The sequence below is a fragment of the Kitasatospora sp. NPDC051164 genome (genome assembly GCF_044455625.1).
Classification (GTDB): Bacteria; Actinomycetota; Actinomycetes; order Streptomycetales; family Streptomycetaceae; genus Kitasatospora.
Genome location: NZ_JBITFB010000042.1, coordinates 67,424 through 74,544, shown reverse-complemented (window position 1 = coordinate 74,544; position 7,121 = coordinate 67,424). Strand labels below are relative to the sequence as shown.

The following is a 7,121-nucleotide window of genomic DNA, read 5'->3' as shown; positions in this document are numbered from 1 at the left end:
ACCCCCCCCCTGGGTCTTTGGGGGGGGGGGGGGGGCGCGGCGCCCGGGGGGGGGGCCGCCCCCCCCCCGCCCCCGCCCCCCGGGGGGGGCGGGGGGCCCCCCCCCCCCCCACGCCCCTGCACCGACCCCACTGATTGGACAAGAACCGCCATGGCTAGCACTACGGCCACGCTTCTCGACGACGGCGCACGCCGGCTCGACACCCTGCTGCTGTCCCGGTGGGACGCCGCCCCGGAGCACCCCGCCGTCGTCGACGGCGACCGGGTGCTGCCGGCGGGCGAGGTCAGGGACCGGGCCGTGCGGGTGGCCTCGCTGCTGCGGGAGCGGGGTGTGCGCCCGGGCGAGCGGGTCGCGGTCTACCTGGAGCGCTCGGCCGACTTCGTGATCGGTGTGACCGGCGTCGTCCTCGCCGGCGCCGCCCAGGTCGCGTTCGACGTCAACGACCCGGTCGCCCGCACCCTCGACATGCTGGCCGACTGCCGGCCCCGGCTGCTCATCACCACCCCCGAACTGCGCTCCCGCCTCCCCGAGGGCCTCGCCGTCGAGGTGGTCACCGTCGCCGAGTGCGCGGCCGCCGAACCGGCCGCCGCCTTCGAACCCGCCGCCGACCTCGACGAACAGCCCGCGGTGGTCATCTACACCTCCGGCTCCACCGGCCGCCCGAAGGCCTCGCTGATCCCGCACCGCGCGGTGACCACCCGGCTGCGGGCGCTGCAGCGCGGCCACGGCCTCGGCCCGTCCGACCGGATGCTGCACCACACGGCGTGCAGCTTCGACATGTTCCTGATCGAGGTGTACTGGCCGCTCATCACCGGCACCACCGTCGTCATCGCCACCCCCGGCCGCCAGCGCGACGCCGACTACCTCGCCGAGACCATCCGTTCCGCGCAGATCACCGTCTTCTACTGCGTGGTCTCCCTGCTGGAGCTGTTCCTGCTGGCCCGCGGGCCCGAGGAGCGCTTCGACGGCCTGCGCCGCGTCCTCACCGGCGGCGAGGCGCTCGCGCCCGAGCTGGTCCGCCGCTTCCACGCCCAGTCCACGGCCCCGCTCACCAACCTCTACGGCCCGAGCGAGTGCACGATCTACTGCACCGCCTGGGTGCCCCCGCGCGACCCGGACCTGGACACCGTCTACATCGGCCCGGCCATCGAGGACACCACGCTGTGGATCCTCGACGAGGACGGCAAGCCGGTGCCGGACGGCGAGCCCGGCGAGCTCTACATCGGCGGCGCGGGCCTGGCCCTCGGCTACCTCAACCGCCCCGAGCTGACCGCGGAGCGCTTCGTCCCGGACCAGCTCGGCGACGGCACCGGCCCGCTCTACCGCTCGGGCGACCTGGTCCGCACCCACCCGGTGGGCGGCCTGGAGTTCCTGGGCCGGATCGACCTCCAGGTGAAGATCCGCGGCTACCGGATCGAACTGGGCGAGATCGAGTCCGCCGCCCTGCGCGTGCCCGGCGTCCGGCAGGCCGCCGCGGTCGCCCACGGCCGCGGCAGCGACGCCCGGCTGGTCGGCTTCCTGGTGCCGCAGGCGGACGCCGAGCCCGAGGCCGTCACCGCCGCCGTGCGCGAGGCGCTGCGCGCGGCGCTGCCCGCGTACATGGTCCCGGCGTCGTTCGCGACCCTGGCGGCGATGCCGCTGACCGCCAACGGCAAGCTGGACCGCGCGCTGCTGACCGAGCGCGCCGGGGAGGTGCTGCCCAGCGTCGGCACCGCCGCCGTCGAGGCCAAGGCCCCGGCCGGCGACGACCTGGCCGGCGTGGTCACCGGGGTGTGGTGCGAGGTCCTCGGACTGCCCGCGATCGGCCCGGACGACGACTTCTTCGACATCGGCGGGGACTCCTTCAAGGTGGTGCGCGCGGTGCGCAAGCTGGAGGCGCTGCTCGGCGTCGAGGTCCCGATGGACCTCGCCTTCGACGAGCCCACCGTGACGGCCTTCACCGCCGCCCTCGCCGAGCACGGGGTGGCGGTGTCCGCCCGATGACGCCCCAGGTCGTCCGTTCCTTCGGCGAGCTCGACGCGATCGCCCGCGACCCGTCCGCCCCCGTCGTCACCCTGTTCAGCGGCGGGCTGGACAGCAGCTACCTGCTGCACCGCCTGGTCCGGGCCGGCGCCCGCAACGTCCACGCCGTCAGCGTCGACCTCGGCGAGGACGAGAGCAGCGAGCACAAGCAGCGGATCGCCGACCGGCTCGGCATCCGGCTCCACCTGCTCGACGGCCGACGGGAGTTCGCCGAGGACTTCGTCCGCCCGGCGATCACCGCGCACGCCGTCTACCTCGACACCCACCCGGTCAGCTCCACGCTCAGCCGGCCGCTGATCGCCAAGCTCGCCCTCGGCAAAGCCCGGGAACTCGGCGCCGCCACGGTGCTGCACACCGCCAACCGCTCGCAGAACACCCTGCGCCGGCTCAACGGCGCCATCGGCCTGCTCGGCTTCGCCGGCCGCTACGGCAGCCCGTACGACCTGGACCCGGTCGACCGGGAGCAGAAGATGCGCGAACTCAAGGAAGCCGGCCTGGAGCAGCTCAGCGAGCGGCTCGTCAGCGGCGACTCCAACCTGTGGTGCCGGGAGTTCGAGGCGGGGGTCCTCGACGACCCCGAGGACCACGCCGTGCCCGAGGAGCTCTACCGCTGGAGCGCGCTGCGCCCCGCCGAGGCCCCAGAGTCGGTCGAGGTCGCCTTCGAGGCCGGCCGGCCCGTCGCCGTCGACGGCCGGACTCTGCCGCTGACCGAACTGATCGACACCCTCAACCACCTGGTCGGCGCCCACGGGCTGGGCCGCTACAGCGGACTCGAACACCTCGACCACGGGCCGAAGGTGCTGGAGATCCGCGAGATGCCCGCCGCCTGGCTGCTGCTGCGCACCCGCCGCCACCTGGAGACCGCGACCCTCTCGGCCGAGCTGCTGCGGGAGAAGATCCACCAGGAGCAGCTGTGGGTGCGCGAGGCGCTCGAGGGCCGCTGGTTCGGCGAACTGCGCGAAGCCGCCGAGGCGTTCATCGACGTCTGCTCGGCGCGGGTCACCGGTTCGGTGCGCTGGCGGCTCGCGGCCGGCTCGGCCGAGACCCGGGCCATCGTCGCCGACCGGCCCCGTTACCTGCGCGACCGGGAGGCCTGGGAGCACCGCTCCGTCGCCGCCGAGCGGGCGGCGTTCACCCCGATCCGGCCTCAGGAGCACTGACCGTGACACCTTCCGACACCAAGCCCCAGTCCTCGGCCTCGGCCCTGCCGGTGCTGCTGGTGGTCTACGGCCGCGGCTCGGCCACCCCGCGCGGCGTCCTCACCGCCGCCCGGCGGGTCTGCACCGTGGTCTTCTTCGGCGACCTCGACGACCCGAAGGCGGCCGCGGACCTGGCCCAACTGCCGAAGTCGGCCACCGTGGTGGACACCGCCGGCCTGACCGAGGAGCAACTGGGCGACCAGGCCTCCGAGTTCGGCGTCTCCGGGGTGATCACCTTCAGCGACCACCTGCTCCGCACGGCCGCCGCGCTGGCCGAGCGGTGCGGTGTGCCGTTCCACGACCGCGCCACCGTCGAAGTGCTGGTCGACAAGTTCCGGCAGCGCGCGGCGCTCGCCGCGGCCGGGGTGCAGTCCACCGCCTGCCGGACGGTCCACTCCGCCGCCGACCTCGCCCCGGCGCTCGCCGCGACCGGCCTGCCCGCCGTCCTCAAGCCCCGCTCGGGTGCCGGCAGCGTGGACACCTGCCTGGTCCGCAGCGCCGCCGAACTGGCCGAGCGGTACGCCGAGTTCACCGACGGCACGGCCACCCCGGCGGTGTTCGTGCTGGAGGAGTACCTGCCCGGCGACCCCACCGTGGTGGGGGAGTTCTGGGGGGACTACGTCTCGATCGAGTCCGCGAGCAGGGACGGCGAGATCCACACCGTCGCGGTCACCGGCAGACTGCCGCCGGCCCACCCCTTCCGGGAGACCGGCTACTTCGCGCCCGCGCTGCTCCCGGGCAGCCTGGCCGAGGAGGTGGTGGCCCTGGAGCGCAGCGCGCTGCGGGCGCTCGGCATCCGCGAGGGCGTCACCCACACCGAGATCAAGTTCACCCCCGACGGACCGCGGCTGATCGAGGTCAACGGACGCCTGGGCGGGCACGTCCCGGACGTCCTCAAGCGCGCGGTCGGCACGGACCTGCTGGTCCTCGCCCTGCGGCTGGCCCTGGGCGACCTCACCCCGCCCGCGCCGGTGCTCGGCCCGAGCACCGACTGCCCGGCCGTCGCCTTCCAGTACCTCCTCTCCCCGCCCGCCGACGGGCTCGCCCCCGGCGACGGCAAGCTGGTCGACGACCTCCATGCCGTCCCCGGCGTGGACCTGGTGGACACCCGGATCGACCCGGCCTGGCGAGCCGACTGGCGAGCCGGCACCGAGTGGCTGATCGGGACGGTCTACGGCTCCGCGGCCGGGCACGCCGCACTGCGGACCGCCGTCGAGGGCATCCACCGCCGGATGGACGCCTTCTGGTCCTGAGGCCGCACCGCCCCGGAAACCGCCCCACCCCCACCGCACCATCCGACCGACCTCGCACCCCTGGAGTCAACGTGCCGCGGCGAATACGCACAGCCACCCACGCGGCGGTGGCAGCCGTCGTCTCCGGCCTGGTCCTCGCGCTGCTCGCGCTGGGCATCGGGCCGGTCCCCGCCCTCGGAACCGCCCTCGTCCCCGGGGCCGGAGTGTGGGACTCCGCCGCGGGCGCCGAACTCCCGCACACCGAGACCCTCGACCTGGCCGGACTCAGGGCACCCGTCACGGTCGCCTTCGACGACAACGGCGTCCCCACCGTCAAGGCCGGCTCCGACGACGACCTGTTCCAGGCCCAGGGCTACCTGCACGCCCGGTTCCGGCTCGCCCAGCTCGACCTGGAACGACGCGCGGGCCGCGGCCGGCTGGCCGAGCTGAACGGGCCGGCCGGCCTGGAGTCCGACCGCTTCGAACTCCGGATGGGGCTGCTGCGCACCGCCGAGGCCGAGTGGGCCGCCACCCCGCCGGACAGCCCGGCGGGCCGCGCCCTCACCAGCTACACCCGGGGCGTCAACGCCTGGATCTCCGAGCTGCGCCACAACGGGCAGTGGCCGACGCTCTTCTCCCTCACCGGCGTCTACCCCGCCGACTGGACCCCGGTGGACAGCCTGGTGATCCAGGAGGTCCTCACCCAGAGCATGGACTTCACCAGCACCCCGCTGGACTACGCGATCTTCCGGGACTCCCTCGGCGAGCAGCGCACCATGGACTGGTTCCCGGTCCACGCGCCCAACGACCAGCGCCCGTACGACCCCGGACCGTACCGCGACCTCGGCGTCGCGCCGCTGCCCGCCAACGTCAACGCCGCCGGGCCCGAGGCACCGGCCGCCGCGAACCGCTCGCAGCCGCGAACCGCACCCGTCGCGCCCACCGGCACGCCCGACCCCGCCGGGGAGGCCACCGCGGCCCGGACCCTGCTCGACACCATCCGCGCGCTGCCCGCCACCCAGATGCACACCTTCCCGGACAGCAACGCCTGGGTGGCGAACGGCCCGGCGACGGCCGACGGCAACGCGATGCTGGCCGGTGACCCGCACCTGCCGATGACCCTGCCCTCGTACTGGTACCAGATCGCGCTCTCCTCTCCGGAGACCAACGCCACCGGCGCCAGCATGGCCGGCCTGCCCGGGGTGCTGATCGGCCGCAACGCCGACATCTCCTGGTCCCTGACGGACGCCCAGAACCAGTCGACCGTCTTCTACAGCGAGCAGACCAGCGCCGACCACCCCGGCCAGTACTTCTGGAACAACGCCTGGCACCCGATGCAGCGGGTGGAGTACACCATCCCGGTCCGGGGCGGGGACACCGAGCAGCTCGCCGTGGACCTGACGGTGCACGGGCCGGTGATCACCCGGGCCGGGCAGACCACCTCGGTCAGCTGGATGGGCAACGTCCCCTCCCCCGACCTGGCGGTGCTGCTCGCCATCGACAAGGCCCGCGACTACCGGGAGTTCCGCACCGCGCTGGCCGACTGGCACGCCCCCACGCTGAACTTCGCGTACGCCGACGGCGGCGGCGACATCGGCGTGGTCGCGGCCGGCTACTTCCCGCTCACCAAGGGCGGCAACCCCTGGTTCCCGCTGCCCGGCACCGGCGAGTACGACGTGGTCGGCGCCATCCCCTTCGACGCCACCCCGCAGGCCTACAACCCGCCGAACCACGTGATCGCGACGGCCAACCAGCGCCCGGTGTCGGCCGACTACCCGTACTACATCGGCACCTCCTTCAACGCCTTCGACAACGGCTACCGGGCCAACCGGATCTACCAGTTCCTGGAGAGCCACCCGGCGATGACCGCCGCCGACTTCACCACGCTGCAGAACGACACGACCGACTACCTCGCGACCGTCATCCTGCCGCACCTCAAGGAGGCGCTGGCCGGCACCGAGCTCGACGGCCGCCAGCAGGCCGCGCTCGACGTCCTCGACCACTGGGACACCACCATGCGGCCCTCCGTCGCCGGCGGGCCGATCTGGTGGACCTTCTGGAACGACTATCTGCAGACCACCTTCCAACCCTGGTGGGACCAGGCCAAGGTGCCGGTCGAGAGGGACCGCTGGTACCTCAAGGTGTCCAGCGCGCTGCCCAGCCTCGACGAGGACCTGGAGAGCTGGACCCTGCACGACCCCGCCAACCCGGCGTTCACCTCCCCCGGCGGCCCGGCCCGCACCGCGCCGGAGGCCATGCGCACCGCATTCGCCCAGGCCGTCTCCGAGCTCTCCCAGGACCTCGGGAACGACCCCGCCACCTGGACCTGGGACCGGGTGCACACCCGGCAGATCCCCTCGCTGACCGGCGCCGACGCGCTCGGCTACGGGCCCAAGGCCGCCGAGGGGGACCGCTGGACCGTCAACGCGGCCGACGGCGGCATGAACTCCACCTTCGGCCCCAGCTGGCGCATGGTGGTCGACTGGAAGGGACCGGGCACCGCCACCGCCCAGGCCGTCTACCCGGGCGGCCAGAGCGAGAACCCGGCCTCGCCGTGGTACCGGAACTTCATCCCGTACTGGTGGGCGGGCCGTTCCCTGCCGCTGCTGATGGCCGCGGACCAACCTGCCTCCACCAAGGTGTGGACCCTGCGACCGGGAGCGTGAGC

At 74.0% G+C, this 7,121-nt stretch carries 4 protein-coding genes; all 4 read left to right on the top strand.

Translation table 11 applies throughout. The features are described from left to right. Positions 1 to 150: 150 nt before the first annotated feature. The 4 genes from ACIBEC_RS41105 to ACIBEC_RS41090 all read left to right on the top strand — a co-directional run bounded on the left by ACIBEC_RS41105 (position 151) and on the right by ACIBEC_RS41090 (position 7,119). Positions 151 to 1,983 (top strand): amino acid adenylation domain-containing protein, encoded by a 1,833-nt coding sequence (locus ACIBEC_RS41105; RefSeq protein ID WP_360503593.1) that lies wholly within the window; start codon positions 151 to 153, stop codon positions 1,981 to 1,983. After that, entirely contained in the window at positions 1,980 to 3,182 is a 1,203-nt protein-coding gene (locus ACIBEC_RS41100) for an argininosuccinate synthase-related protein (RefSeq protein ID WP_360503596.1), read from the top strand. Before ACIBEC_RS41105 ends, ACIBEC_RS41100 begins: the two co-directional genes overlap by 4 nt. Positions 3,183 to 3,184: 2 nt before the next feature. Beyond that, entirely contained in the window at positions 3,185 to 4,474 is a 1,290-nt protein-coding gene (locus tag ACIBEC_RS41095) for an ATP-grasp domain-containing protein (protein WP_360503599.1), read from the top strand. A 107-nt stretch (positions 4,475 to 4,581) separates the two neighbouring features. Beyond that, a complete protein-coding gene (locus ACIBEC_RS41090; protein WP_360503601.1) occupies positions 4,582 to 7,119 on the top strand; it encodes a penicillin acylase family protein in 2,538 nt (845 codons plus the stop codon). The last annotated feature ends 2 nt before the right edge of the window (positions 7,120 to 7,121 follow it).